Origin of the sequence: Actinomadura napierensis (assembly GCF_039529375.1) — a bacterium.
Lineage (GTDB): Bacteria > Actinomycetota > Actinomycetes > Streptosporangiales > Streptosporangiaceae > Spirillospora > Spirillospora napierensis.
On sequence record NZ_BAAAMR010000132.1, the window covers coordinates 1 to 24,042 of the forward strand.

26 protein-coding genes are annotated in these 24,042 nt (G+C 72.7%); 10 read left to right on the forward strand and 16 right to left on the reverse strand.

All coding sequences use genetic code 11. The features are described 5' to 3' along the window. The coding region (locus ABD296_RS42655) for a PucR family transcriptional regulator (protein ID WP_344281801.1) at positions 1-811 on the forward strand (811 nt) is incomplete at its 5' end. 106 nt (positions 812-917) lie between these two features. Then, complete coding sequence (locus ABD296_RS42660) at positions 918-2,522, forward strand: AMP-binding protein (RefSeq protein WP_344281804.1); 1,605 nt, start codon at positions 918-920, stop codon at positions 2,520-2,522. A gap of 23 nt (positions 2,523-2,545) precedes the next feature. Here ABD296_RS42660 and ABD296_RS42665 read toward each other — a convergent pair whose 3' ends face one another. Continuing rightward, a complete protein-coding gene (locus ABD296_RS42665; RefSeq protein ID WP_344281876.1) occupies positions 2,546-2,944 on the reverse strand; it encodes an ATP-binding protein in 399 nt (132 codons plus the stop codon). Positions 2,945-3,322: 378 nt separating this feature from the next. Between ABD296_RS42665 and ABD296_RS42670 the strand changes: the two genes are divergently transcribed. Both ABD296_RS42670 and ABD296_RS42675 read left to right on the forward strand, forming a co-directional pair. Beyond that, a complete protein-coding gene (locus ABD296_RS42670; protein WP_344281807.1) occupies positions 3,323-4,534 on the forward strand; it encodes an acyl-CoA dehydrogenase family protein in 1,212 nt (403 codons plus the stop codon). Between the two features lie 193 nt (positions 4,535-4,727). Beyond that, positions 4,728-5,954, forward strand: coding sequence for a hypothetical protein (locus ABD296_RS42675; RefSeq protein ID WP_344281810.1), 1,227 nt, complete (start codon positions 4,728-4,730; stop codon positions 5,952-5,954). A 4-nt stretch (positions 5,955-5,958) separates the two neighbouring features. On the opposite strand, the gene ABD296_RS42680 is transcribed toward ABD296_RS42675, so the two are convergent. The 6 genes from ABD296_RS42680 to ABD296_RS42705 form a co-directional block, all read right to left on the reverse strand. After that, complete coding sequence (locus ABD296_RS42680; RefSeq protein WP_344281812.1) at positions 5,959-6,570, reverse strand: DUF4232 domain-containing protein; 612 nt, start codon at positions 6,568-6,570, stop codon at positions 5,959-5,961. A gap of 106 nt (positions 6,571-6,676) precedes the next feature. Next, positions 6,677-7,942 carry a PucR family transcriptional regulator gene (locus ABD296_RS42685; protein WP_344281815.1) on the reverse strand — a complete coding sequence of 422 codons (1,266 nt, stop codon included), beginning with the start codon at positions 7,940-7,942 and terminating at the stop codon, positions 6,677-6,679. 364 nt (positions 7,943-8,306) lie between these two features. Beyond that, a complete protein-coding gene (locus ABD296_RS42690; protein ID WP_344281818.1) occupies positions 8,307-9,434 on the reverse strand; it encodes a serine hydrolase domain-containing protein in 1,128 nt (375 codons plus the stop codon). A gap of 95 nt (positions 9,435-9,529) precedes the next feature. Next, complete coding sequence (locus tag ABD296_RS42695) at positions 9,530-11,326, reverse strand: ABC transporter permease (RefSeq protein ID WP_344281821.1); 1,797 nt, start codon at positions 11,324-11,326, stop codon at positions 9,530-9,532. Between the two features lie 5 nt (positions 11,327-11,331). Further along, complete coding sequence (locus ABD296_RS42700) at positions 11,332-12,072, reverse strand: ABC transporter ATP-binding protein (protein ID WP_344281824.1); 741 nt, start codon at positions 12,070-12,072, stop codon at positions 11,332-11,334. Further along, positions 12,069-12,596 carry a PadR family transcriptional regulator gene (locus ABD296_RS42705; RefSeq protein ID WP_344281827.1) on the reverse strand — a complete coding sequence of 176 codons (528 nt, stop codon included), beginning with the start codon at positions 12,594-12,596 and terminating at the stop codon, positions 12,069-12,071. The genes ABD296_RS42700 and ABD296_RS42705 overlap by 4 nt, the downstream gene beginning before the upstream one ends. Positions 12,597-12,701: 105 nt before the next feature. On the opposite strand from ABD296_RS42705, the gene ABD296_RS42710 reads away from it, so the two are divergent. Continuing rightward, positions 12,702-13,445: an SDR family NAD(P)-dependent oxidoreductase gene (locus tag ABD296_RS42710; RefSeq protein ID WP_344281830.1), complete on the forward strand. Its 744-nt coding sequence runs from the start codon at positions 12,702-12,704 to the stop codon at positions 13,443-13,445. On the opposite strand, the gene ABD296_RS42715 is transcribed toward ABD296_RS42710, so the two are convergent. From ABD296_RS42715 to ABD296_RS42730, 4 genes are read right to left on the reverse strand one after another with little or no spacing between them, the layout of a single operon-like run. Next, on the reverse strand, positions 13,442-14,230 hold the full coding sequence (locus tag ABD296_RS42715) for a phosphotransferase (RefSeq protein WP_344281834.1): 789 nt from the start codon (positions 14,228-14,230) through the stop codon (positions 13,442-13,444). The two genes, ABD296_RS42710 and ABD296_RS42715, sit on opposite strands and share 4 nt — an antisense overlap. Beyond that, entirely contained in the window at positions 14,230-14,964 is a 735-nt protein-coding gene (locus ABD296_RS42720; RefSeq protein WP_344281837.1) for a cupin domain-containing protein, read from the reverse strand. The genes ABD296_RS42715 and ABD296_RS42720 overlap by 1 nt, the downstream gene beginning before the upstream one ends. Before the next feature lie 16 nt (positions 14,965-14,980). Further along, positions 14,981-15,547 carry a TetR/AcrR family transcriptional regulator gene (locus tag ABD296_RS42725; RefSeq protein WP_344281840.1) on the reverse strand — a complete coding sequence of 189 codons (567 nt, stop codon included), beginning with the start codon at positions 15,545-15,547 and terminating at the stop codon, positions 14,981-14,983. Positions 15,548-15,584: 37 nt separating this feature from the next. Further along, on the reverse strand, positions 15,585-16,190 hold the full coding sequence (locus ABD296_RS42730; RefSeq protein ID WP_344281843.1) for a LysE family translocator: 606 nt from the start codon (positions 16,188-16,190) through the stop codon (positions 15,585-15,587). Between the two features lie 23 nt (positions 16,191-16,213). Between ABD296_RS42730 and ABD296_RS42735 the strand changes: the two genes are divergently transcribed. Then, positions 16,214-17,077, forward strand: a complete 864-nt coding sequence (locus ABD296_RS42735; protein WP_344281846.1) for an AraC family transcriptional regulator — start codon at positions 16,214-16,216, stop codon at positions 17,075-17,077. Between the two features lie 37 nt (positions 17,078-17,114). On the opposite strand, the gene ABD296_RS42740 is transcribed toward ABD296_RS42735, so the two are convergent. After that, positions 17,115-17,696 carry a TetR/AcrR family transcriptional regulator gene (locus ABD296_RS42740; RefSeq protein WP_344281849.1) on the reverse strand — a complete coding sequence of 194 codons (582 nt, stop codon included), beginning with the start codon at positions 17,694-17,696 and terminating at the stop codon, positions 17,115-17,117. 114 nt (positions 17,697-17,810) lie between these two features. Between ABD296_RS42740 and ABD296_RS42745 the strand changes: the two genes are divergently transcribed. The 3 genes from ABD296_RS42745 to ABD296_RS42755 all read left to right on the forward strand — a co-directional run bounded on the left by ABD296_RS42745 (position 17,811) and on the right by ABD296_RS42755 (position 20,444). Further along, a complete protein-coding gene (locus ABD296_RS42745) occupies positions 17,811-18,761 on the forward strand; it encodes an SDR family NAD(P)-dependent oxidoreductase (RefSeq protein WP_344281852.1) in 951 nt (316 codons plus the stop codon). Positions 18,762-18,834: 73 nt separating this feature from the next. Further along, positions 18,835-19,332: a nuclear transport factor 2 family protein gene (locus ABD296_RS42750; RefSeq protein ID WP_344281855.1), complete on the forward strand. Its 498-nt coding sequence runs from the start codon at positions 18,835-18,837 to the stop codon at positions 19,330-19,332. A 65-nt stretch (positions 19,333-19,397) separates the two neighbouring features. Beyond that, on the forward strand, positions 19,398-20,444 hold the full coding sequence (locus tag ABD296_RS42755) for a WD40 repeat domain-containing protein (RefSeq protein ID WP_344281858.1): 1,047 nt from the start codon (positions 19,398-19,400) through the stop codon (positions 20,442-20,444). A 105-nt stretch (positions 20,445-20,549) separates the two neighbouring features. Here the strand turns inward: ABD296_RS42755 and ABD296_RS42760 are convergent, their stop codons facing one another. Then, positions 20,550-20,750 (reverse strand): DUF397 domain-containing protein, encoded by a 201-nt coding sequence (locus tag ABD296_RS42760; RefSeq protein WP_344281861.1) that lies wholly within the window; start codon positions 20,748-20,750, stop codon positions 20,550-20,552. Continuing rightward, positions 20,747-21,559, reverse strand: coding sequence for a helix-turn-helix domain-containing protein (locus ABD296_RS42765; RefSeq protein ID WP_344281864.1), 813 nt, complete (start codon positions 21,557-21,559; stop codon positions 20,747-20,749). The genes ABD296_RS42760 and ABD296_RS42765 overlap by 4 nt, the downstream gene beginning before the upstream one ends. Positions 21,560-21,656: 97 nt before the next feature. Here ABD296_RS42765 and ABD296_RS42770 point away from each other — a divergent pair, with 97 nt between their 5' ends. Then, positions 21,657-22,085: an ATP-binding protein gene (locus ABD296_RS42770; RefSeq protein WP_344281867.1), complete on the forward strand. Its 429-nt coding sequence runs from the start codon at positions 21,657-21,659 to the stop codon at positions 22,083-22,085. A 278-nt stretch (positions 22,086-22,363) separates the two neighbouring features. Here the strand turns inward: ABD296_RS42770 and ABD296_RS42775 are convergent, their stop codons facing one another. Together ABD296_RS42775 and ABD296_RS42780 are read right to left on the reverse strand one after the other, a co-directional pair. Beyond that, complete coding sequence (locus tag ABD296_RS42775; protein WP_344281870.1) at positions 22,364-23,632, reverse strand: HNH endonuclease signature motif containing protein; 1,269 nt, start codon at positions 23,630-23,632, stop codon at positions 22,364-22,366. Positions 23,633-23,642: 10 nt separating this feature from the next. Further along, on the reverse strand, positions 23,643-24,042 hold a 400-nt coding region (locus tag ABD296_RS42780; protein WP_344281873.1), incomplete at its 5' end, for a transposase family protein.

Here is a 24,042-nt window from a genome sequence, read left to right on the forward strand (position 1 = left end):
CGCGCAGTCCGCCACGATGGACGCAGCCGCCGCGGAGGGCGCCCGCGGCGGGGAGGCCGCCCGGCCGGACGGCGCGGCGGACGGCGAGGACGTGCTGCGGCGCCGCCGTTCCCGGCTGCTCGGCCTGCTGCTGTCCGGCGCCGGCGCGGAGGAGATCGCGGACGCGGCGCGCGGCGCCCGCTGGCGCGTCCCGCGCACCGTCGCCGCCGTCGCGCTGCATCCGCGCGCCGACCCCGGCGAGGACGGCCCGTTCCCCGCGCTGCCGCCGGACGTGCTCGCCGACCTCGCCGCGTCCGAGCCGGCGCTGGTCCTGCCCGACCCGGACGGCCCGGGCCGCGGCCGGGTCACCGAGGCGCTGCTGCGCGACTGGATCGTGGTCGTCGGCCCCACCGTCCCGCCCGACCGGGCCGCCGAGTCGATGCGCTGGGCCCGGCACGGGCTCGCGGTCACCCGGCGCGGGCACATCGACGGCGGCGCGGTCGTCCGGTGCCTGGACCACGTCCCGCTGCTGGTGATCTTCACGGCGGAGGACCTCATCGCGCACGCCGCCGACTCCCGGCTGGCGCCGCTGCGCGGCCTCGGCCGCGCGCAGGCCGACCGGCTCGCCGAGACGCTGCTGTCGCTGCTGGAGAGCAACTTCAACGCCACCGAGGCGGGCGGCCGGCTGCACGTCCACCCGCAGACCGTCCGGTACCGGCTGCGGCACCTGGAGGAGCTGTTCGGCGCCGACCTGCAGGATCCGCGCCGCTGCCTGGAGCTGGAGATGATCCTCAACGCCCGCGCCCGCACCGGCGCGTTGTCAGGAGCCTGACAAGCACCCGCGCGAACACCTGCGCTGAGTCGCAAGAGCCGCGCGGCCCGCCGTCCGTACGGTCGAAGCCCCACTGGAGCAGGCGTCGGACGACCGGGAGCGGCAGATGAGCGGACGATCGGAGTTCGGGCGGCGCACCGCGTCGGCCGCGCGGGCGGGCGGGATGTTCGTCCGCAGCGGGCTGTGGCGCCCCGGGCCGCCGCTCCGGGTCGCCCGGCAGCTCGACGCGCTGCGCCGCTGGGGCACCCTGCTCGGCGGGACCGTCGCGTCCGCCGCCGCCCGCGACCCCGACGCGGTCGCGATCGTCGACGACCACGGCGAGCTGACGTACGGGCAGGTCGACGCCCGCACGGACCGGCTCGCCGCCGCGCTCGCCCGGATCAACGAGGCGCCCCGCGTCGCGGTGCTGTGCCGCAACCACCGCGGCATGGTCGAGACGCTCGCCGCGTGCGGCAAGGCCGGAGCCGACCTGGTCATGCTGAACACCGGGATGAGCGCCGAGCAGCTCGCGGCGGTCGTCCGGCAGCAGCAGGCCGACGTGGTCATCGCCGACGCCGAGTTCGGCGGGTTCCTGTCCGCGCTGCCGAAGACCGTCCGGACCGTCACCGCCGGCTCCCCGGACGCGGAGCTGGAGACGCTCATCGCCACCGCGCCCGCCGGGCCGGTCGGGCCGCCGTCGCGCACCGGCCGGACGATCGTGCTCAGCTCCGGCACGACGGGCCGCCCGAAGGGCGCGGACCGGCGCTCCCGCCCCGGCCTGCAGCCCCTCGCGTCGATCCTGTCCCGCATCCCGTACCGGGTGCACGACCGGATGTTCATCGAGGCGCCGCTCTTCCACACCTGGGGATACGCGATGCTGCAGATCGCGGTGTCGCTGCGCGCCACGATCGTGCTGCGCGCCCGGTTCGACCCGGAGCTGACGCTGCGGGCCGCGGAGGCGACCGGCGCGACCGCGCTCGTCGCCGTCCCCGTCATGCTCCAGCGGATCATGGAGCTGCCGGACACCGTCCGCGCCAAGTACGACACCTCCGCCCTGCGGATCGCGGCCGTCAGCGGCTCCGCGTTGCCCGCCGCCCTCGCGACCGCGTTCATGGATGCCTTCGGCGACGTCCTCTACAACCTGTACGGGTCGACGGAGGCGTCCTGGGTCACCATCGCCACCCCCGCCGACCTGCGCGCGCACCCCGACACCGCCGGCACGCCGCCGCCCGGCACCCGCGTCGCGATCTACGACGACGACGGCCGGCCCGTCCCGCCGGGCACCACCGGGCGCATCTTCGCCGCCAACGAGCTGCTCTTCGCCGGCTACACCGGCGGCGGCACCAAGGAGATGCGCGACGGCCTGATGAGCCTCGGCGACCTCGGCCACCTCGACGCCGCCGGCCGGCTGTTCGTGCACGGCCGCGACGACGACATGATCGTCTCCGGCGGCGAGAACGTCTTCCCCAGTGCGATCGAGGAGGCCGTCGCGACGCTGCCGCAGGTCCGCGAGGTCGCGGTCACCGGCGTGCCGGACGAGGAGTTCGGGCAGCGCGCCGCCGCCTACGTCGTGCTCCGCGACGGCGAGACCCTCGACGCCGACGCCGTCCGCGCGCACGTCCGCGACCGCCTCGCCCGGTTCGCCGTGCCCCGCGACGTCCACTTCCTGGACGCCCTGCCCCGCAACGCCACCGGCAAGGTCGTCCGCCGCCATCTCGCCCCGCCTGGCTGACCTGCCCCCCGGCCCGTCCGTCGTTACGCGGGTTCCAGGGGGTCGTCCCCCTGGGCGAGCACGAACCAGAGGCGGGTGCGGTGGGGGGTCTGGTCGAGGCTCCACTCGTCGGCGAGGGCGTCGATGACGGTGAGGCCGCGGCCGTGGTCGAGGCGGCGGCGGCCGTGCAGGTCGTCGCGGACGGGGCCCTCGTCAGACACCTCGACGCGCAGCCGGCGCCCGTCGGTCTCGACGGTGACCGTGATGGTGCCGCTGCCGTGCAGGACGGCGTTGGCGATCGCCTCGGCGCTCATCAGCTCGACGTCGTCGAGCAGATCCTCCCGCGCGACGACCTTCGCGGCCAGCTCGCGCACGGTCCGCCGCGCACGCCGGCCCGCCGCCGGGTCGCCGGCGAAGCCGAACGGTTCGCCGAGCCGTTCCATCTCAGTCACCGCATCACCACATCGAATCGGAAGCGCACTGCAATCATTCACCTGCGGTGCGTGATCGGGCAATGCGCCGGACGGGCCGATGTCGGCCGGTCTGGGACGCGGCCGCCGGGACGGGCGCCGCGCGCCGTGTTCCGGGCGCGCGTGAACCCGGCCGGGACCGGTCCAAAGTCCGGCGCTCGACCCTTCGGCGGGAGCCTACGGTATGGATCACCGCGCCATCGCCGCCTTGCGAAAATGGTGAACGGGCGCCGCCGCACCACTCACCCGCCCGCAGAACCCGGTGCCGAAGTGATCGGCCGAACGTACGGCGCGGGCCGGTGCACGCCTCTAGCGTCGGCGCCAGGCGACGGATGGCGAAGGGGCCGGGCTATGACGTTCTCACTGGAACTCGACGAGGAACTCCTCGAGGTCCGCGACTGGGTGCACGGGTTCGCAAAGGACGTGATCCGCCCCGCGGCGGCCGAATGGGACGAGCGGGAGGAGACGCCCTGGCCGATCCTGGAGGAGGCCGCGCGGATCGGCCTGTACTCGCTCGACTTCTTCGCCGCGCAGTCGCTGTCGCCGACCGGCCTCGGCATCCCGGTCGCGTTCGAGGAGCTGTTCTGGGGCGACGGCGGCATCGGCGAGGCGATCGCGGGCACCGGCCTGGCCGCCGCGGCCGTCGCCACCAGCGGGACGCCCGAGCAGGCCGAGGAGTGGCTGCCGGCGATGTTCGGCACCCCGGACGACGTCGCGGTCGCGGCGTTCTGCTCGTCCGAACCGGACGCGGGCAGCGACGTGTCCGCGATCCGCACCACCGCCGTGTACGACGAGGCCAAGGACGAATGGGTGCTGGACGGCACCAAGACGTGGGCGACGAACGGCGGCATCGCGCGCGTCCACGTCGTCGTCGCGTCCGTCGACCGGGACCTCGGGTCGCGCGGGCAGGCGAGCTTCGTCGTCCCGCCGGGCACGCCGGGGCTGGAGCAGGGGCAGAAGTTCCGCAAGCACGGCATCCGGGCGTCGCACACCGCCGAGGTGGTGCTGCGGGACGTCCGGGTCCCCGGCCGGTGCCTCGTCGGCGGCAAGGACCGGCTGGACGAGCGGCTCGCGCGCGCACGCGAGGGGCGGCGCGGGCGCGGGCAGGTGTCGATGAAGACGTTCGAGGCGACCCGTCCGGCGGTCGGCGCGTCGGCGGTCGGGATCGCCCGCGCCGCCTACGAGTACGCGCTGGACTACGCGCGCGAGCGCGAGCAGTTCGGCAAGAAGATCGGCGACTTCCAGGCCATCGCGTTCAAGCTCGCCGACTGCAAGACCGCTATCGACGCGTCCCGGCTGCTGGTGTGGCGGGCGGCCTGGATGGCCGCGCGCGGCATGGCGTTCGACAACGCCGAGGGCTCGATGGCCAAGCTGGTGGCGAGCGAGACGGCGGTGCGGGTGACCGACGAGGCGATCCAGATCCTCGGCGGCAACGGCTACACCCGCGACTACCCGGTCGAGCGGATGCACCGCGACGCCAAGATCTTCACGATCTTCGAGGGCACCAGCGAGATCCAGCGCCTCGTCATCGGCCGCGCCGTCACCGGCCTCCCCGTCCGCTGAGCCGTCCGGCGGTACTCACCCGGGCGCACAAAACCGTTCGGTTCTCCGTGTCCGGGGTCCAATCGCCGGACGCCTTCGCCGTGTCACCATCCGTTCAACCGTGTTTATCGCCCGGTGAGCGGCTGCATAGGGGGTACCGCCCGCCGGGGGCCGCCTCTGGCTCCGGTTGGGGCCCACCCCCGGAGGTGCAACCGTGAACACCAGCGAGATCGTCTGGGCCGCCGTGCTCGCCTGCACCGCGCAGGCCGTCTACTTCGTGGCCTTCGTCCTGTTCAAGACGGCCGTCGGGCGGATCGGGCCGATCGGCGGACGGCGGCCGCTGCACGCCGCCGGGCTGCTGCTGCGCAGCCCCCGCTGGGTCGCCGGGGTGCTGGTCATCCTCGCGGGGTTCGCGCTGTTCGCCGGCGGGCTGATCGCCCTGCCGGTCGTCGCCGCGCTGCCCGCCTACGGCATGAGCCTCGCGCTGCTGCTGGTCGTCGGGATGAGCGGCTTCGGTGAACGGCCCACCTCCCGCGAGTGGCTCGCCGTCATCATCGTCGTCGCGGCGATGGTCACCGCCGCGCTGTCGGTGCTGCCCGCGCACGGCGAGCCGCTCGCCGACGCCCTGCACCGGCCGGACGGCGCGCGCGCCGCGCAGGCGCTGCCGCTGTGGAAGGCCGGGCTCGTCTTCGTCCCCTCGCTCGGCCTGCCGCTGTGGATGTTCTTCCTGCGGGACCGTCCCGTCGCCGGACGGCACGCCCGGCCGATCACCGGCATCGCCTACGGCCTCGGCGCGGGCGTCCTGCTCGGCGCGACCGAGGTCTTCGGCCAGGGCATGGCGATGATGCTCGCCGGGCACCGCGGGGCGGCCGTGCTGTCGTCCCCGCACCCGTACCTGTTCGTGCTCGCGGGCGTCCTCGGCCTCGGGCTGCTGTCCCTGGGGCTGCAGCGCTGCCGGCTCACCATCATCGTCACCGTCGTGACCGTGACCGCGAAGACGCATCTCCTGCTGTCGGCCACGTTGCTGTACGGGGAGCCGTGGCCGCACGCGCCGGCGCTGTTCCTGCTGCGGGTCGCGGGCGTCCTGCTGGCGGTCCTGGCGCTGCTCGCCTTCCCGCGGCATGAGCGCCGCCCCGCTCCCCGCCCGGCCCGGCCGCCCCGCCGCGCCGCCGCGCCCACGCCCGCCCTTGCCGCGCCCACGCCCGCCCTTGCCGCGCCCGCGCCCGCCCTTGCCGCTCCCACGCCGGCCCTGCCCGAGCGGCCGGTGGGGTGGACGGCGCCGCGTCCGGAAGGCCGGTACGCCAGGACGCCCACCCGGTTCCCGGACGACCCGTCCGCCTACCCCGACTCGCCGCTGGAGAGCCCGCCCCCGGCCGGCTGGCCGATCGTGCGGCCCGTCCAGCCGCCGGACAGCCCCGTCCGATTCCCCGCGGGCGGGTGAGCCGTCAGCGCCGGACGAGCGTCCAGGCGGTGGTCTCCAGGCGGCCGGTGTTGCCGAGGTCGAGGGGGCCGTTGGACGGGAGGACGAGGACGGGCCGCCCCGGCGCCGGGCGGACCTCCAGGTAGCTGCCGTTGACGGCCACGGTGGTCGACTCGGTGACCAGGTTGCGCCAGACGATCACGAAGCGGGCGGACTTGCCCGGCGCGACCGTCAGCGGCTTCGGCCCGGGGTCCTTGACCTCGTGCGTTCCCCTGATGGGCCGCACGTCGAACGGTTCGCGGTTCTTGTCGAGGACGCGCAGCGCCGGGTAGCCGTTCAGCTTGTACGGCCGCTTCCCGCAGTTGCGCAGCTCGACCGAGGCCGCGCGCAGTCCCATCGCCGCGTCGGGGATGTCCATCGAGAGGCTGACGCCCTCGGCCGAGCAGGGTGTGCGCGGGGTGGGCGTGGGCGACGCCAGGGTGGGGGCGGGGGACGGCCCGCCCGTCGCGGCGCCGGTCGCCGGCGGGACGCCGGACGCGGTGCCCGGCTCCGAACCGCACGCTCCCGCGCCGAGCACGGCGGCCAGCGCCGCCGCCGCCACGGCGGTCCGCCGCAAACCTCCCGAGGTACCGTTCACCCGCCGATTGTTCCAGACAAAAGCCGCGAAACCCCCGTCCACCTGTGCGTCCGCACACCATCGGCACATCCCGGCGGGGGCGCCGGCCCGGCGCCCCCGCCGGTGGTCACTTGAGGCGGCGCAGGTGGGACGGGGGATGCGAGACGGCGGTCGGGCGGCGCGGCCCGGCCCCGGGCCGCCGGGAGCGCAGGAACGCCGCCCGCAGCGCCACCTCGATGCCGAACCGGGCCTCCGGGTCCTCCAGCTCCTCGCCGAAGGTCTGCTCGATCTTGCGCATCCGGTACCGGACGGTCTGCGGGTGGATGTGCAGCTGCTCGGCGATCTCGGCGGCGGTGCCGCGGGTGACCAGCCAGGTCCGCAGCGTCTCGGTGAGCCGGTCCTGCTGGCCGGGGGTCATGCCGTCCAGGATGCCGAGGCGGCGGCGGGTCAGCTGCTCGACGAGCGCGGGGTCCGACAGCAGCCACAGGGTGACGAGGTTCTCCTCGCAGAGCACGACCGGCTCGTCGTCGAAGACGCCGTCGAGGGCGAGGGCGAGGGCCTGCCGGGCCCAGCGCAGCGAGTCGGCGGCCTGCGCCGGCGGCACGGTGAGGCCCACCGCGGCGCGGCGGCCCGGGACCGCCGCGTCCAGCATCGCGCGGCGCCCGGCGGTGAACGGGCCGGGCACCAGCAGGTGCGGGGACGCGCACTCCAGGTCGGCGAGGACGTCCTCGTCCAGCGCCGTCCAGACGCAGCGCGCCTCGGGCTCGACGGCGACCAGCGTGACCTCGGCCGGAACGGTCCAGCCCGCGGACTCGGCCGCCTCCGCCACGTCGCAGCCCGGCTCGTCCACCAGGCGGTGCAGGAGGCGGCGGCGCCGCTCGTCCATCGCGGGGATCGGGCGGGCCCTGGCCTCCAGGTAGCCCTCCAGGGAGGACGCGGCCAGCTCGTCGAGGTAGACGAACAGCGCGTCGGCGAGGCGGGACATGACGGCGGAGGAGATGTCGTGGCGGGGCGCGACCTTCATGACGCGGCGCCACGCGACCTGCCCGCCGATCCGGTAGGCGGCCTGGAGGCTGTCCATGCTGCGGCCCTCGTGCGCCTCGTACTGGCCGAGCATGCGCGCGGTGCCGGCGCAGCCGTCGGCCGCGGGCGGCGCGCCGGGGGGCGCGGCGACGCGGTCGACGAACGCCGACAGGCTGTGCTCCACGCTGATCCGCAGCACGTGCCCGTACGGCCCGTCGATCGGGCGGGCGTACTCGGGGATGGCGCGGCGGATCTCGGTGACGATCTCCTCGGCGAGGCTGGGCAGTTCGGGACGCATGATCCGGGCGAGCCGCGGCGGGAGCGCGGCGGAGCGCTCGGCGAGACCTCCATGGTCGAGGGTTCTGGTCATCGGGCACCTCCGTCACCGCGTTCCGCGAGGGCCGGGGAGCGGGGGGTCGGGTGGGGGTCGCCCCTCCCGGCCCGGCCGGCGCGGGCGGCGGTAGTTCGAGACCGCGGGCGGGGGTGGGGCGCGCCGAGCGGGGACCCCCGCGCGCCGTCCGTCCGCGGTCCAGGACGTTTCGACGGTACGCAGGGGGACCGGGGGCGTTCTGTAGAGGAAAAGAACAAATCCCGGTACGCGCTGCTCACCTGCTTATAACCAAGCGCTTGCCGTCCGGTGTAGGCCGCTGACCTGCTCGTCATCGACAAAGCGCTGGATAACAGGTCATTTCTCGATTATTTATCGCCGGTTGTTAGAATATGATTCATATTCGTCAGGCGCAGAAGGCGGTGTCGGCGGCCTTGGCGAGGTCGGCGCGGAACGTCTCGTCGTGCTCGTACCTGGACTCGTTGTAGGTGATGATCGCCTGGCGGTTCCCGTCGCGGCTGGTGTAGGTCCAGGTCCGGTAGCCGGGGAAGCCGCCGTCGTGGCCCCACGCGTGGCCGCAGGAGAACCTGATGCGGGCGGCGCCGAGGCCGTAGTCCTCCACGACGCCGTCGTCGTTGACGGGACGGACGGTCCGCATCTCGCGCATCTGCTTCGCCGGCAGCAGCCTCCCGGTGAACAGGGCCCGGTGGAAGCGGGCCACGTCGTCGACGGTGCTGACGATGCCGCCGGACGTGCGGGCGCTCGACGGGCTGATCAGCGTGCTCACGTCGCCGTAGTCGGCGTAGTAGCCGTGCACGTACGGGCCGGGGAAGGCGGGGTCCGTGGTCGGGTAATAGGTGTGCCGCAGCCCGAGCGGCGTGAAGATCCGCCGCTGGAACTCCTCGCCCACCTCGTGCCCGGTCGCCTTCTCGATGATCATCCCGGCGAGGATGTAGTTGGTGTTGGAGTAGTTCCAGCTCGTCCCCGGCTTGTACAGCGGCGGCTTCTCGGTGGCGATCGCGATGAGCTCCGCGGGCGTCCACGTCCGGGACGGGTCGGTCATCACGCGCGGGTCGGGCGTGTAGTCGTTCAGCCCGCTCGTCTGCGCGAGCAGCTGCCGGATGGTGATCTTCGACCCGTCGTTGCCGTTCGCCTCGACCAGGCCGGGGAGCCACTCGTCCACGGTGTCGTCGAGGGACAGCCGGTGCTCGGCGGCGAGCTGGAGCACGACCGTCGAGGTGAACGTCTTGGTGACGCTGGCGACGCGGACCAGCAGCCGGGCGTCCATCGGAGCGCCGGTCGCCTTGTCCGAGACGCCGGACGTGACGTGCGAGACGCGCCCGCCGCGCCGGGTCATGACGATCACGCCGGGCGCGCCGTCCGCGACCAGCTTGTCCGCCCGCTCCTGCACCTTCGCGTCGAGCCGCCCGCCGCGTGAGCCGGGCCCGGCGGCGTTGGCGGCGGGCACGGCCGCCGCGGTGAGCGCCGCGCCGGCCAGCGCGGTGGACAGGACGCGAACCATCATGCGTGCCATGGGGGTCTCCTCGACGCCTCGGAAGCTGTTGTGATCAACACTTCCGGTGCGCGGGCCGCCCCACACTGGCCCTGAACACTGTCCCGGGGGTGTACCTACCGACACCCGCCGACTTCGGTGCTGAGCGTCCGTGCCACGGAACGGCGCGCCGCGAGGCGCGCGGGCACGGCGGTGAGCGCCGCCGTCGCCAGGGGAGCGGCGAGCGCGGGGATGAACAGCCACCACGTAGGAGGCACGACGGTGTTCGCAGGGGAGAAGAGCAGCACCAGGAACAGCCCCAAGGGGACGCCGATGACGGCACCGGGCAGGGTCGGGAGGAGCTGCGCGGCCGACAGCCCGGCCGTGATCTGCCCGGGGGTCGCGCCGAGCGTGCGCGAGATGGCCATGACGGGCCTGGCCTCCAGCGCGGTCGTCCAGGTGATCGTGACGATGTTCACCGCGGCGAGCGCGGCCAGCGCGGCGGTGACGCCCAGCAGCACGTGGTGGCCCTGCTCTCTCTGCACGTTGCCCAGGTGGGAGGAGCCCAGGCCGTAGTCGTAGTCGGTCTGGACGCGGGCCACCAGCAGGGCCGTGGCGCCGATCACCATGACCGCGATGCTCCACGCGTGCAGGACGGCGCGGCCGGGCCGGCGGGCGATCAGGCGGAGCGCGAGCAGCAGCGAGGTGGGCGGCAGCGCCGACAGGCCGTTCAGCCAGGCCCGGTGGCCGGGCCGGCGGGCGGTGTCGGCGAGCGCGGTGACGGTCTCGGTGCGCAGGGCGCGCCGGGTGGGGCCGAGGGTGGTGAGGACCGTGACGGCCAGGGCGAGGAAGGTCGTGGCGGCGATGGTGTCACCGGTCGGGCCCGCGGCGGCGGTCAGCAGGCTCGCGGTCGGGTTGGCGAGGCCGGGCGCGGCCAGCCGGGCGATCGCCAGCCCCAGCGCGTCGGCGACCAGCGCCAGCGCCAGGTACTCGCCGAGCAGGACGGCGGCGATGAGGCCGGGCGTGGCGCCGACCGCCTTGAGCAGCCCGACCCGGCGGGTCTGCTTGGTGGCGCGTCCCGCCGCCAGCGTGGCCACTCCGCCGACGGCCAGCAGGGCGAGCAGCCAGCTGCCGATGACCAGGACCGGCCGGCTCTGCCGGAGGATGCGCCTGTCCTCCCCGGCCATGAACCGCCAGGTGACGAAGTTCGTCGAGTGCTCTTCACTGAAGTGGCGGTGAGAGGCGGCGAAGTCCTGCGCGGCGGCGGGGTCCCGCAGTTCCAGGTAGAGCAGGGAGGTCACCGGGAGGTCGGCGGACGCCAGCGCCCGGGTGTCGGCCTCGCTCGTCCAGACCAGGCCGCTGTAGTCGCTCGGACCGCCGCCCGGGCCGATCATCTGCGCTCCCGGATAGATGGTGTGCGACGTGGTCACGGCGATCCCGGCGACGGGAAGCGAGCGGCCGGCGAGGGTGACGCGGTCGCCGACCCGGAGGCCCATGGCGGTGGCGAAGCCGCGTTCGACCACCGCGCCGCCGGGCCGCACCCAGGTGCCCGAGGTGACCAGCGGGCGGTCGACCGGCCCCGGCGCCGCGTCGGTGCCCTGCACCACCGCGGCCGACGTCAGGCCGTGCGCCGTCGCGGTCGTGTAGTACTGGCGGTACGGCCCGCTATGGGCGGTGACCCCGGGCTCCCGTGCCAGCGATGCCAGGGCCGACGCCGTGGTCCGGTCGGCGGTGGGGGCGAGCGCGACCACGTCCGGCCCGGCCGTGGCGGCGCGGGTCTGCCGGTAGAGCGTGTCGGTCGCGCCGTGCAGCGACATGCCGAGGGACAGGGTGGCGGTGGCGGCGGTGATCGTCAGTAGCATCATCGCGGCCTGGGCGGGATGGCGGCGCACGTCGGCCACGACGAGGCGGAGCACCAGCAGGACGCGGCCCACGGGGCTCACTCCTCCAGCCCGAGGATGTCCCCGAGCGCTCCGGTGGCCCGGCCCGCCAGAGGGGTGTCGTCGACGAACGTCCCGTCGCGCATCGAGACGATCCGGTCCGCGGTGGCCGCGACCCGCTCGTCGTGCGTGACGATCACCAGGGTCTGCCCGGCGGCGCGCAGCCCCTCGAAGAGCCGCAGCACGTCGAGCGTCGCCGCGGTGTCCAGGTTCCCGGTCGGCTCGTCGGCCAGCAGGACCAGCGGCTCGTTGGCCATGGCGCGGGCGATGGCCACCCGCTGCCGCTGCCCTCCCGACAGCTCCCACGGCAGGTACCGGGCCCGGTCGGCGAGCCCGACCTGCTCCAGCAGCAGGGCCGCGCGCCTCTTGGCCGCGCGCGGCGAACGCCCGGCCAGCAGCACGGGCAGCTCCACGTTCTCCCGCGCGGACAGCTCCTCCACCAGATGGAACGCCTGGAAGACGAACCCGACCGACCGGCGCCGGAGCCGGGCCAGGGCCCGTTCGCTCAGGGCGTCGATGCGCCGGCCGGCCAGCCACACCTCCCCGCGGCTCGGCCGCTCCAGACCACCGAGCAGGTGCAGCAGCGTGGATTTTCCGCAGCCGCTCGGCCCCGTCACCGCCAGCATCTGCCCCGACGGGACGTCCAGGTCGACCTCGTCGACCGCCCGGACCAGCCCCTGCCCTTGGCCGTGCTTCTTGCACAGGCCGCGCGCCTGCATCACCGCGCCGCTCTCGTTCATGCGTCCTCGGATTCGTTCTGGGACCAGACCCGCTCGCAGGCCTCCAGCCAGCGCAGGTCGGCCTGCAGCCGCAGCGCGACGCCCTCCAGGAGCAGGCCGGCGGTCGAGCCGTCCGGCTCCGCGAGCAGCGCGCGCTGCGCCTCGCCGAGCCTCCGCAGCAGCTCGCGGCGCTGCGCGTCCACCAGTTCCACCGGATCGGCGAGCCGGGCCGCGGCCGCGGCGGCGAGTTTGAGGTGGAACTCCGCGAGGTTCGGTTTCGGCCAGTTCACCTCGGTGAGCCACGCGGACACCCGCTGCTGCCCGGCCGGCGTCAGCGCGTAGACCTTGCGGTCCGGCCGGTCCGGCAGCCCCTCCGCGCGTTCGGAGACGACCAGTCCCGCCTTTTCCAGCCGTGCCAGCGTCACGTAGATCTGGCCCGCGTTCATCGACTCCCCGAGCGGCCCGAGGGCGCGCCGGAGCCGCTCGCGCAGGAGGTACCCGTGCGACGGTTCCTTCGCGAGCATCGCCAGCACCGCGTCCTGCATGCATCACCCCTAACGGCTAGCCAATAGTTAACGGTTAGCCGATCCGGACGTCAAGCGCGCGGGCCCGCGGCTAGGGTTCCCGGAGATCAAGGAAGGGAGGCGGCCATGGCCGCTCTGGAGAACCGGACCGCCATCGTGACGGGCGGCTCGCGCGGCATCGGCCGGGCGATCGTGGAGCGGCTCGCGCGGGACGGAGCGCGGGTGGTGTTCAACTACGCCCGGAGCGAGGAACCCGCCGCCGAGCTGGTGCGCGCGGTGCGGGAGGCGGGCGGCCACGCCCACGCGGTGCGCCTCGACCTGGCCGAACCGGGCGCGGGGCAGCAGCTGATGGAGACGGCCGAAGAACACCTGGGCGCGCTGGACGTCCTGGTGAACAACGCCGCGCTGAGCTTCACCCCCACCCCGCTCGCCGACACCGACGAAGAGCTGTTCCAGCAGGTCATGGCCGTCAACCTGACGTCGGTCTTCCTCACGATCCGGCACGCCGCCCGGCACATGCGCGACGGCGGGCGCATCGTGAACCTCTCCACCGTCAACACGGTGCGTCCGGCCCCCGGCATCGCGCTCTACGCCGCGAGCAAGGGCGCCGTCGAGCAGCTGACCGCCGTAGCGGCGATGGAACTCGGCCCGCGCGGGATCACCGTGAACACCGTGTCCCCGGGCGCGACCGACACGGACCTCCTGCGCGGGACCAATCCCGAGAAGGTGCTGGAGGCGGTCGCCGCCGGCACCCCGCTCGGCCGCCTCGGACAGCCCGCCGACATCGCCGACGTCGTCGCCTTCCTCGCCGGTCCGGACGGCCGCTGGGTCACCGGCCAGAACATCCGCGCCACCGGCGGCCTCGCCTAACCGCGTCCCCCGTCGAGCAGGGCCCGCGCCCACAACTCCTGCCGTTCCTCGATGTACTCGGCGTTGCTGCGCCACGTATCCCCGTGGCCCTGCTGCCAGAGCGTCGCCCAAGGCTGGTGACGCGCGGCGGCCTGCGCTCGCAGGAAGTCGTGCATCGACCAGGCACGCCGGCCCAGCAGCGACACCAACTCTCGCCGCTGCCCTTCGTCCAGTCCGTAGGCGTCGGCGAAGACGCTCAGCCGGGCGGCCGCATCGGCCCGCCGCCACGCCGGATCGGCTGACAGGGGGATGAAGCTCTGGCACGCGTAGGCGAGGTCCCACAACCGAGAACCGGGCGCGGCGACGTCCCAGTCGATGAAGGCCCATGCGCCGTCACCGGCGACCAGATTCCACGGCGCCAGGTCGTGATGGGCGATGATCTCGCACCTATCGGGAGGGATCAGCACCTGCCAAGGGGCGTCCGGCGGCGGCGCGAACCCTTGCACGGCGTCGTGGAACTCCCGGATGAGCCGGGCGACGCGTTCGACGCCGTCCAGCCCTTCCATCAGCGCGAAATGATCAGGCCACACCGTCACGCCGGGAACGAAGGTCAACACCTCGCGGCCTTGCTCGTCGATGCCCAGCGGGCGCGGTGCCGCGTGGAAACCGACCCCGTGCAGGTGGTCCAGCAACGCGTGCACCGCCGGAGTCCACGGCCCCGCAGGCCGCCGGACCGTGTCGCCGACCCGCACCACTCCGGCACTGACGTTGCCGCCGACCAGCGGCTCCTCGTTGCACCGCGTCATCAGTGGTCGGGGAAGGTGACCTCGGCGGCCTCGTCGGGGGCCAGAGGGAAGTAGCCGAGGAACGTCACGCCGTCATCCTGTGCGTCGAAGCGTGCGATGCGGGTGTTCTCGGGTTCGTAGAACACGTCTCCGGGGCCGAGCACGGACGCCGGTTCGCCGTCGATCTGGTAGATCACCGAGCCGGTCTCGATGCTGCCGAACACCGGGCCGTTGTGGACATGGAGGCCGGCGGCGTGTCCGGGCGCGATGGTGATGCGGCGGACCTGGACCCGTTGCGTGGTCCGCGGCGCGGGCAGGAGCCGGTCGAGCACCACTGAGCGGGTGACCGGCGGGACGTCCTCGTCGTCGCGGCGGTACTCGCCGTCGGTGACGGGGGCGCCTGGTTCGGACGCGGCGCCGTCGGCGGAGATCGGCTCGATGGCCAGGTGGGTCATGGGAGCGGTGGGGGCGGCGCCGTGCCAGTGCCATTCGCCGGGGGCGATGCGCACGGTGTCGCCCGCCCGGATCGTCTCGACGGGTCCGCCGCGGCGTTGCACGCGTCCGGTGCCCTCGGTGACGACGAGCACCTGTCCGAGCGGGTGGCGGTGCCAGACGGTGCGCGCGCCGGGTGCGAAGCGGACGGTGTCGATCTGCGCGCCTGCCTCGGGCTCGGCGACGGGCTCGATCCAGGCGTCGCCGGTGATCCATTGCGACGGCGCGGCGACGCCGGTGGTGGCCTTGCGGGTGATGTCCATGGCGGCCTTCCTTGGGTCAGTGGACGGTGCGTGCGCCGAGGAGCGCGAGGATGCCGGTGACCGCCTGGTCGAAGGGGTCGGGGGTGCCCGCGGCGCGGGCGAGGACGTATCCGCCCTGGAGGGCGGCGACGATCGCCGCCGCGGTGGACGCGGGGTCGACGGCGGCGTCCAGTTCGCCGCGGTCGAGGCCCTCCCGAACCACCGCCGCCAGGCGCTCGCGCAGCCAGCTGAAGGTCTCCTCGACGGGCGCGCGCAGGGTGGGGACGGCGATGACGTCGGGGTCCTGGGTCAGCCGGCCGATGGGGCATCCCCGCAGGACGTCGCGTTCCCGGCGCAGGTACGCGGTGATGCGCTCGACCGCCGTGCCGGGGCCGGACAACTGCGCGTCGACGGCGGCGCGCATCTCGTCGGCGGTACGGCGGATGGCCGCCTGCGCGAGGTCCTCTTTGCCGGTGAAGTGGTGGTACATGCTGCCCTGGCCCGCGCCGGCCCGTTGCTGGATGGTCTTCGGGCTGGTGCCGACGTAGCCGCGTTCCCACAGCAGTGCACGCGTGCTCTCGACGAGCCGTTCCCTGGTGCTCATGCGAGTAGTGTACATACCAGTAGGTACAGAATTCCGGTCAGGCGTGCGGTACGACGAAGAGGACGACCGACGCCGCCAGCAGGCCGGCCATCGTGCAGCGGAAGACGAGCCAAGTCCGCGGGGTGCGGAGGAAGCGCTGGAGTGCGGCGCCGAACGCCAGCCAGGGCAGGCAACTGGGCAGCGCGGCCAGCAGGAACAGCCCCGAGAAGACGAGCGCCTGGCTCAGGGCGCCGCCGTGCCGGTCGAGGAACGTGGCGTCGGCCGCGGCGGCGATCAGCCACCCTTTGGGATTGGCCCACTGGAAGGCGGCCATGCCGAGGAACCCGGTGGGCGCTTCCGCGGCTTCTTCGGCGCGGTCCGCGGTCGCGATTCCCCAGGCCATCCAGCAGAGCAGCGCGGCGCCGCCCCATTTCAGGGTCTCGAGCGTCCAGGCGTGGTCGAGGAGGAGGCCGCCGAGTCCGAGGGTGACGGCGAACAGCATGGCGGTCATCCCGGTCACCTGCCCGAGCAGGCTCTTCATGCCTCGCCGCACGCCGACCCTGGCGCCGACGGCCGCCAGCAGCACGTTGCTGGGGCCGGGGGTTCCGGCGGCCACCGCGGCGAACGCCATGAAGGCCATCACCTGGGCGAAGGAGGCTTCCATGGGTTCCTCCGTAGACTCCGCTTATGGCACGCAGCGTGGCCGATGCGCGCGGCGGCGGTCTTGAACGTTCGTGCCGTCCGGGCGAGTGGGTGGAGGCCGGCGGGCCGGTGGACGGCGTGGAACTGTTCCGCGCCCGCCTGCGCGGCCGTCCGTATGGCCGGCATCGGCACGACGTGTACGCCGTCGGCGTCACCGAGGTGGGGGTTCAGGCGTTCGAGTATCGGGGCACGGTCGAGCGCAGCCTCCCCGGACAGGTCTTCGTGCTGCACCCGGACGAGCCGCACGACGGCCGGGCCGACGGGCCGGGCGTGTTCGGCTACCGGCAGATCTATGTCGCCCCGGCCCGGATCGCCGACGCCCTTCCGGCCGTCACCGGACGTCCGACGCCGCTGCCCTTCGCCGCTCCGGTGACCGACGACCCGTCGCTAGCGCGCGCGGTGCGGGTGGCGTTCGAGGGGACGCCCGAGCCGCTGGCGCTCGACGCCCTGGTCCTCCGGCTCGCGGAGGGCCTGCTCCGCTGCGGCGCGGGCTCCCGTGTCCGCGCCGTGCCGCCGTGCCGCGTCGACCTGCCCGCCGTCGAGCGCGGCCGCGAGTTCCTGGCGAGCCGGCTGGCGGTCGTTCGGTCGACCGAGGTGGAGGCGGTGACGGGCCTTGACCGCTTCCAGTTCGCGCGCCAGTTCCGCTTCGTGCACGGGACCAGCCCCTACCGGTACTCGGTGATGCGCCGCCTCGACGTCGCGCGCAGGCGGTTGCGCGAGGGGAGGCCCCTGGCAGAGACGGCCCTCGCGGTGGGCTTCGCCGACCAGGCCCATTTCACCCGCACGTTCAAGGCGGCCTTCGGCATGCCCCCCGGACGCTACGCAAGCCTCAACAGAACACGAGGGTGACGGGCGCCTCGACGCCGCGATGCAGGACCGGGCGGGCTCAGAGGTCGGGCCAGCCGCGCTGGAGGTGGGCGAAGGCGGTGTCCAGGGCGGTGGGCGGGTCGGGCTCCGTGCCGGCGATGTCCGGGATCTCCAGGACGTGGCGCGCGAGCAGGCGCAGGGAGAGGTCGTCCGCGTCGCGGCCGGTCTGCTCGGCGATGACGCGGGCGAGCGTGGACTCGCAGCCCGTCCACAGGGACCTGGCGTAGGCCCGCAGGGCCGGGGTGGAGACCACGAGTTCGGCGATGCGCCGGGACTCGGGGCCGGGGTCGGGGTCGAAGGGGCCGCGTGTGGCGAGGAAGTCGCGCAGGGCCCGCAGGATCGAGACCCCCGCGGGGCGTTGCCGGACCGCGGCGGCCAGAGCCTGCTCGCGTTCGGCGCCGTCGCCGAGGACCAGCGCCTCCTTCCCGCCGGGGAAGTGCGCGAACAGCGTCGACACCGCCGTGTCCGCGGCGTCGGCGATCTCGGCGACGGTGACCTGGTCGAACCCCCGCTCCAGGAACAGCCGCCGCGCCGCCGTGGCCAGGGCCTGGCGGGTGGCGGCCTTCTTGCGCTCGCGCCGCCCCGGCGCCGTCTGTGCCATGCCGTCAGCGTACCGATGTCCGGAAGCACTACGAACATAGAGTGATTGTGCTTTCGAAGTGACTTCGATTATGTTGACGTTCAGCCGAACCACACTGAGAACGCGGGAGCCGTCATGCCGCCTGTAGCCCGGTCCCGGCACTGGGACGTCCATCGACCGCCGCGCGCCGAGGGCAAGATCTTCCTGGTCACCGGCGGCAACGCGGGCATCGGATACTTCGTCGCCGAGCAGCTCGCCGGCGCCGGGGCCACCGTCGTCCTCGGCAGCCGGGACGCCACCAAGGCCGCAGCCGCGATGGCCTCGATCCGCTCCCGCGTTCCGGACGCTCGCCTGCGCCACCTGCGGCTGGACCTCGCCGACCACTCCTCGCTGAAGTCGTCGGTGGACGCGCTGGACGCGGACCGCCTCGACGCGGTCGTCTGCAACGCCGGCGTGCTGCTCGACGACCCGCAGCGGCGCCTGACCCCGGACGGCCACGAGCTGATGTTCGCCACCCATCACCTCGGGCACTTCGCGCTGGTCCGGTGGCTGATGCCGCTGCTCGCCGCCGCGCCCGCAGGCCGTGTCGTCACCACCGGCAGCTTCGTGGGGAAGTCCGCACAGCTGGACCCGGACGACCTGCAGAGCGGCCGGGACTACCAGCCCAAGCGGGCCTATGGCCGCTCGAAGCTGGCGCAGATGCTGTTCGGGCTCGAGCTCGACCGCCGGTTGCGCGCGGCCGGCGCCACGACGCTGAGCGTGGTGAACCATCCCGGCGGCGCGCTGGACTCCCTCACCCCGTCCCGGCCGCCGGTGCACGTCCGGACCACCCGTCAGCGGCTGCGGGGCCTGCCCGCCGGTCTACTCCTCCAAGGAAAGGAAGCCGGAGCGTGGCCCGCCGTCCGGGCGGTCCTCGACCCGTCCGTTCAGGGCGGCCAGATGTGGGGCCCCCGCGTGCTCGGGTTCCGCGGTCGACCCAGGCTCGAACCCGTCCGCGGGCCACTGGCCGACACCGCACTCGCCGCACGCGTGTGGGCCGATGCCGTCGACCTCACCGGCGTCGACCCCGCGTCCGCCCTCGGCTGAGGAACCGTCGGCTGCAACCCAGCCTGGCGGGACGGGGTTTCCAGCACGGTGCCGGTGAGAGGAGCAGCAGCTGATGGGCGAGGGACCTTCGACGGGAGACCGACGCATCCCAGGCGACGCGTGGGCGGTGATGGAGAGGTTCTACGCGGCCGAGGCGGCGTACGTGGCCGCAGGCGGGTACGGCCGGGCGAGCTATGAGCGGGCCGCCGCCTGCCTGGACCCGGAGGTGGTGCTGCATCAGGCTCCCGGCCTGCCCTTCACGGGGTCCGGGACGTGGCGGGGCCGAGACGGCATGGAGCGGTTTCTGGCCCGCTTCAGCGAGGTCTGGGAGTCGATGGAGTTCCTGGAGCAGGAGCACTGGGGCGACGGCGACACCGTGGTGGTGCGCAATCGGGTGCGGTTCCGCGCCAGGGCCACCGGCCGGGAGGTCGAGACGCTGATCATGCAGCTGATCCGCGTCCGGGACGGGCGCATGCTCGAATGCCGTCCCTTCTACTGGGACCCGGCCGCCATCGCCGAAGCGTGCGGCTGGACGGGCCCGCAAGGGGAGGACGACGATCCGGCGCGCTGATCAGCCCGTCGCGAAGATCTCTGGCCGTCCAGCGAACCGGATCCCCGCATGGGTAGCATCCCCGGATGCTTTCTCCCATCTCCCCGTTGCTGTCCAGGCGAGCGCCCGCCGGGATCGACGCCTTCGACATCGTGCTGCGTGACGGCCGCCCGGTGCTGGTGAGCGACGCGCTCCACACGTGGGATCTGCGCGCGGACAAGTGGACCGCGTTCGACCTCGCCGCCCCGTGGCCTCCAGAGGCGCAGGCCGATTACATCGACATGCGGGCGATCGGCGCGGTGGTGGTCGACGGACGGGTCGTGGTCGGCGGCGGCGGTGATCATCAGGGCTTCGCGCAGTGGGACCTCGACAGCGGCGCCGTGCGGACCTATGCGCGCCGCGACCACGGCGGCGTGGCAACCGTGGCGACCCTCGAAGCGGCGGGACGGACGCTGTTCATCGCCGGTGGCACCGGCCCGTCCGTGCACGTGTGGGACGCGACGCGGCGCGACCCCCTGCCGGTTGACTTCGAGGACGATGACGAGAACGAGCCCATCGCGTTGGATCAGACCGAACCCGCCGGTGTCGCCGCGGGGCTGCTGCGGGGCCGCCCGGTCGCGGTGACCGAGTCCGACAACACCGTGCTGGTGTGGGATCTGAGCGACGACGAGCCGGAAACGATGGTCGCCTTCGACGAACCCAACGAGGACGAACTCGTCGACCTCGTGGGCGAGGTGGAGGCGGAGCGGCTCGACTGGCGGCTGGCCGCCGTGACCGCCGTCGGACTGTCCGGCGTGGCCGGCCGGGAGTCGGTGCTCGCCGCGACGGGTGGGGTCCTGCTGTTCGGCGACCCGGACACCGGACTGTGGGACGAGACGCTGGTGCTGCCCGGAGGCCCGACCGCGCATCTGGACGCCGCCGTCGCGGGCGGCCGGGCCGTCGCGGTGACCGGGGCCGAGGACGGCACCGTATGCCTGGTCGACCTGGAGCGGCGCGACCTCGTCATCGCCCCGTTCCAGGCCCACGAGGGCGAGATCGTCGGCGTGCGGGTCCTCGAACTCGACGGCCGCCCGGCCGCCCTCACCGTCGGCCGCGACGACCACGTACGAGCCTGGCCCTTCACCGCCCCCTGAACCCGCACGGCCCTGACCGCCCGATCAGACCCGGACGGGCCTCGCCTTCGTCCGGTCCGTTTTCACGGTAGGACGAAGGCGAGGCGGCGTACGTTGTCGGGGAAGTTAGATGTTCAAGCCGTCGCGCTTCACGCGGGCGACGAACTGGGCAAAACCGTCTGGGGAGAGGGTGAGGTGTCCGGCCTCGGGAGCCTTGCTGTCCCTGATGCCCCGCCCTTCGGCGAGAGCAGCGACCTCAACGCAGTCCTGGCCTCCGCCGGCTCCCGAACCGCTGCGGCTGGATTTGCGCCACACGGGCTCACTCACTTCATGGCCTCCATCAAGTCGCGCAGGAGACTCCGGGTCGAGTCTCGAGATAGGGCATCATCCCCTATCAGGTCATACCGTAGTCTGTAGTCTCTGATCATCGCCGGATCGGATACGAGTCGGCCGCCGCCTACGGCAGCTGACCAGGCATGTTCTTGCTTGCCGATTCGCAGGATCGTGAACGAGCCGTCCACGCCTGCATGTGCTGCCTTCACCTTGGGAAGTGCCCGAACGACCACTCCTCTACGTCGGCTCAGGTCAAGCAAGTGACCAAGCTGCGCGTGCATCACCTCGGGGCCTCCCACTGGATCTTCGAGCACCGATTGCCGTAGAAAGATGCGCAGTTCGGGCGGCTGAGGGCGGCCCCAGAGTTCTTGCCGCTCCATGCGGTCCACAAGAGTGCCTTCGACGTCGTCAACCATCTGTGCGCCTTCGATCAACGCGCGTGCGTACTCCTCTGTCTGAAAGAGCGCATGAATTACGAGCGCCGAGTAGATGTTGATGGCATCGGCTCGTTGCTCGTAACGAGCGTAGGCGTTGAACCAGTTCGGGTCATGCGCCGACTCGGCATGGCGGCGAAGTCGGGCAAAGTGGCCTCGAGTCCGCCAAAGTTGGTCAAGAATTTCGGCCTTCTCTAGCGGGAGCTTCGAGCTGGCCGATTCGTAGTTCGAAATCGTCGAGTCGTCGACTTTCAAGATCTCGCCGAGTCGGGCCTGTGAAAGGTTGCGTTCCAGGCGCCATATCCGCAGGTCAACGGCCAGCCAGTGCCATGGGTTGTGGTCCGGGTCGAGCTTGTCGATCTTTGGCATTCAAGATCCTTAATTTTGCGATTCCTGAATGAAACGCGACAAGCGTAACTGGCGGCGGCAAGGTGTGCCCAGAGTTCGGCCGCGAAAGGTGGGCGCGATGATCGACATTCCGGACAACCAGGGCAATTCGCATTCAAAGGCGCGTGATGAGTTCACGCTTCGGTGGCACGCCTATCCGGAGAGCGTGTATCTGACGCGCTCGCTCGTCACGCAGGCGTGCGAGGAGTGGGGCCTTCCGCAGCACGACTACGTCGGGCGGACGATCATGTCCGAGCTGGCGGCGAACGCCGTGGTGCACGCCGTCGAGGGGCACGAGGTCCAGGCGTGGGTGACGCGGCTGGGCGACGCCATCGAGTTCCGGGTGTGGGACCCGTCGCACGCGCCGCCGGTCGTCCCGCAAGCGGACTTCGAAGCCGAGGACGGGCGCGGCCTGATGATGGTTCAGTTCCTCGCGTCGGGTGGCTGCGGCTTCCGGCACGTGCACGGGGGCCTCGGCAAGGTCGTGTGGGCGCGGCTGGCCTTGTAGACACCCGCCCGTCCGGTGAGCCGGCGCCGCCCGTGTCCCCCCAAGGGCGGCCGCTTGTTCCCCCACATCGCCGGGCGGGCGGGCCTTATTCCGAAAAACAGCAGTGGAAGGAGCTGAAAGATGGTCGCGCCGCCCCCACCGTTCGCCCACCGGATACATGTAGCCGTCATCGTGATCCCGATGGCATTCACGAGGGCGCATGTGACGTCTGTGGGCATGCCCGTTCGCCCGAGATCCGTGTTGGATTCGGGCGAACCGGTCGATGAATGCGGTGTGGGTTATGCGGCCCAGTTGGCGGTGGCGTCGGGTGGGCCGATCGTGCCCGGTGGCCCGCTACCCGTCCGGGATCTTGATCGGGCACCCGGTGGTGGTAGCAGCCGGTAGACGTATCGCCCGTCGGGGTCTTTGCTGATCCCGATCTGATCTGGGCTGGTGTGTTTGAAGCGGTTGTGCCACCCGCAGGTGAGGACGAGCTGGTCGATATCCGTCGGGCTGTTGCCGAGGGCCCAGCCGTTGACGTGGTCGACTTCGCACAGCGTCCCGGGGATCTCGCATTCCCGTACCGCGCAGGTGGGGTACAGGGTTTCGAGGACTTGGCGTTGGGCGGCGCTGGCGAACCGTTCCCGGTAGCCGAGGTACAGGGGCGTGTGGCCGCGTCCGAGCAGGAGGGGTGAGACTCCGGCTGCTAGGGCGATGCGGCGGGCTTGGGCGGCGGGGATCGGGGTGCCGTCGGTGAGGCGGGCCGGAGCGTTGCCGCCGGTCAGTGTCTCCAGGTCGCAGATGACGGTGACCTTGGTGGCCTTATGCCCACCGGACAGCACACTCGACAACGCGGCGGCGGTGCGCTCTCCTGCATCGCGGTGGTCATCAGGCCCGGCCGGCTTGGCCAAGGGGGCGAGTGTGCCGTCCCAGATGGCGGCGTCTTCGGCGTTCAGCCAGCCCTTGATGTAGCGGCCGCCGTCCAGGGAACCGGTGCTGGTGATCCAGGACTTGGCGTAGCCGCGCTTGGCGTCTTCGCCGGGTGCGGTGTCGGTGCCGTCGCGTTCGGCGATCACGTCGCAGATGCGGCGGCCGAACACCCCCACCTTCGCCGCCGAGAAGCCCTGATCGACGAAGCCCAGCAGGGTCATCTCGGCCTGAGCGCAGTCGGTGTCCTCCAGCCGCGCCACACTCTGCGCCACCGTCGCCGCATATCCATAGGACAGCTCCCCGGCCGCCAACCGTTCCGCTACCTGAGGTAGGCGATCCCGCTGGCGGGCGAGGATGAGGCGTTCGGTGGTGCGGTTCTCCCGCATCCCCAACCGCGACCGCAGCCACGCCCGGGTGGAGGGATATCCCCAGCGTTTCTGCTCGCCGGTCGTGTCGACGCGGCGAATGAAACCGGCCAGCGCACTTTCTTGGATATCGCAGGCGGCGGCCAGGGTCTCGGTGAGTTCCAGGCACGCGGCTGCCGATTCGGGGGCTTGGCGTTGGGCGAGTTCAGCGGCGATCGCTGAGACCGCGTTCACCAATTGGGTGGTGGACGCGGCCTCAAGGTCGACCGTCACTGAGCCTTTTTCAGTGTGCTGCGGTCTCGCAGAGTTGCAGGGTGTGGATGGCTTTGGCGAGGCGGCCGGCGCGGTGGGGGCAGCAGCGTAGCTTCCGTAGGATGCGCCATGATTTGAGTTGGGCGTTCGCGCGTTCGCCGGGTCCGCGGAGCTTGGCGTGTGCGCGGTTGGCGTCCTTGAGCGGTTCGGGCTTGTCGCGTCCCTTGTAAGGCGTGAGGACGTGCGTGCCGGCGCCCTGGTATGCCTTGTCTGCCAGCACGAGCAGGCCGGTGGCGGCCAGTGCCCGGATGATGCCCCAGATCCGGGCCGCTGCCAGGTCGTGAACCGAGCCGCGCAGCGGTCCCGACACCCACAGCAGTGCCCCGTCCGGCGCGGCGATGACCTGGAGGTTCATGCCGTGGCGGCGATGC

Coding starts and splice junctions, on each gene's coding strand:
- ABD296_RS42660 (WP_344281804.1), top strand. CDS start 918: ATGAGCGGACGATCGGAGTTCGGGCGGCGCACCGCGTCGGCCGCGCGG.
- ABD296_RS42755 (WP_344281858.1), top strand. CDS start 19,398: ATGCTTTCTCCCATCTCCCCGTTGCTGTCCAGGCGAGCGCCCGCCGGG.
- ABD296_RS42710 (WP_344281830.1), top strand. CDS start 12,702: ATGGCCGCTCTGGAGAACCGGACCGCCATCGTGACGGGCGGCTCGCGC.
- ABD296_RS42725 (WP_344281840.1), bottom strand. CDS start 15,547: ATGAGCACCAGGGAACGGCTCGTCGAGAGCACGCGTGCACTGCTGTGG.
- ABD296_RS42740 (WP_344281849.1), bottom strand. CDS start 17,696: ATGGCACAGACGGCGCCGGGGCGGCGCGAGCGCAAGAAGGCCGCCACC.
- ABD296_RS42705 (WP_344281827.1), bottom strand. CDS start 12,596: ATGCAGGACGCGGTGCTGGCGATGCTCGCGAAGGAACCGTCGCACGGG.
- ABD296_RS42750 (WP_344281855.1), top strand. CDS start 18,835: ATGGGCGAGGGACCTTCGACGGGAGACCGACGCATCCCAGGCGACGCG.
- ABD296_RS42685 (WP_344281815.1), bottom strand. CDS start 7,942: ATGACCAGAACCCTCGACCATGGAGGTCTCGCCGAGCGCTCCGCCGCG.
- ABD296_RS42770 (WP_344281867.1), top strand. CDS start 21,657: ATGATCGACATTCCGGACAACCAGGGCAATTCGCATTCAAAGGCGCGT.
- ABD296_RS42730 (WP_344281843.1), bottom strand. CDS start 16,190: ATGGAAGCCTCCTTCGCCCAGGTGATGGCCTTCATGGCGTTCGCCGCG.
- ABD296_RS42765 (WP_344281864.1), bottom strand. CDS start 21,559: ATGCCAAAGATCGACAAGCTCGACCCGGACCACAACCCATGGCACTGG.
- ABD296_RS42745 (WP_344281852.1), top strand. CDS start 17,811: ATGCCGCCTGTAGCCCGGTCCCGGCACTGGGACGTCCATCGACCGCCG.
- ABD296_RS42690 (WP_344281818.1), bottom strand. CDS start 9,434: ATGGCACGCATGATGGTTCGCGTCCTGTCCACCGCGCTGGCCGGCGCG.
- ABD296_RS42665 (WP_344281876.1), bottom strand. CDS start 2,944: ATGGAACGGCTCGGCGAACCGTTCGGCTTCGCCGGCGACCCGGCGGCG.
- ABD296_RS42670 (WP_344281807.1), top strand. CDS start 3,323: ATGACGTTCTCACTGGAACTCGACGAGGAACTCCTCGAGGTCCGCGAC.
- ABD296_RS42715 (WP_344281834.1), bottom strand. CDS start 14,230: ATGACGCGGTGCAACGAGGAGCCGCTGGTCGGCGGCAACGTCAGTGCC.
- ABD296_RS42720 (WP_344281837.1), bottom strand. CDS start 14,964: ATGGACATCACCCGCAAGGCCACCACCGGCGTCGCCGCGCCGTCGCAA.
- ABD296_RS42735 (WP_344281846.1), top strand. CDS start 16,214: ATGGCACGCAGCGTGGCCGATGCGCGCGGCGGCGGTCTTGAACGTTCG.
- ABD296_RS42700 (WP_344281824.1), bottom strand. CDS start 12,072: ATGAACGAGAGCGGCGCGGTGATGCAGGCGCGCGGCCTGTGCAAGAAG.